Origin of the sequence: Brachyspira sp. SAP_772, from assembly GCF_009755885.1 — a bacterium.
GTDB lineage: Bacteria > Spirochaetota > Brachyspiria > Brachyspirales > Brachyspiraceae > Brachyspira.
On record NZ_VYIX01000382.1, the window covers coordinates 1 to 513 of the forward strand.

Below are 513 nucleotides of genomic sequence, written 5' to 3' on the forward strand. Positions count from 1 at the left end.
GAAACTCTTGGTAAAACTGTGGGTAAAGATGAAAAAGAGGGCAAACTTACCTATGTTAAACAGTTTGGGCTTGAGGGGGCAAAAGAGAAGGCAATAGAGACTTCAAAAGAGGCTATAGATTATTTAAATATATACGATGATAACGAAGCAAAAAATATATTAATTGAGCTTGCAAATTATATAGTAGAGAGAAAATCGTGAATGATAGAAATTAGAGAAAATAATTTAAATGCCATTAAAAAAAATATAAAAGCATATCCTMTTAATTTTYTAGATTTRCTTGAWAGYRSTAAAAAAGAAGATGATATTTCTTTRGAGGTTATTGAAACAAAATCTAAMAACCTTTCAGCAAAAGTTATAAAGAATGGAAAGAGYGTTTTGCTTCATAGTGCTTATGACCCTATAAAAGARGCTAATACTTTAATTAAARAAATAGAAGATGATGTTGATGTGGTATTTATATTTGGTATTGGGGGCGGTTATTTAATCAATGCTATAAAGAAACTTAATATC

The 513-nt window shown here is 28.3% G+C and carries 2 pseudogenes; both read left to right on the forward strand.

The window, feature by feature from the left end:
- A pseudogene (locus tag GQX97_RS14625) lies at positions 1 to 201 on the forward strand (polyprenyl synthetase family protein); the annotation flags it as partial.
- Positions 202 to 513 (forward strand): annotated as a pseudogene (locus GQX97_RS14630) (DUF115 domain-containing protein); the annotation flags it as partial.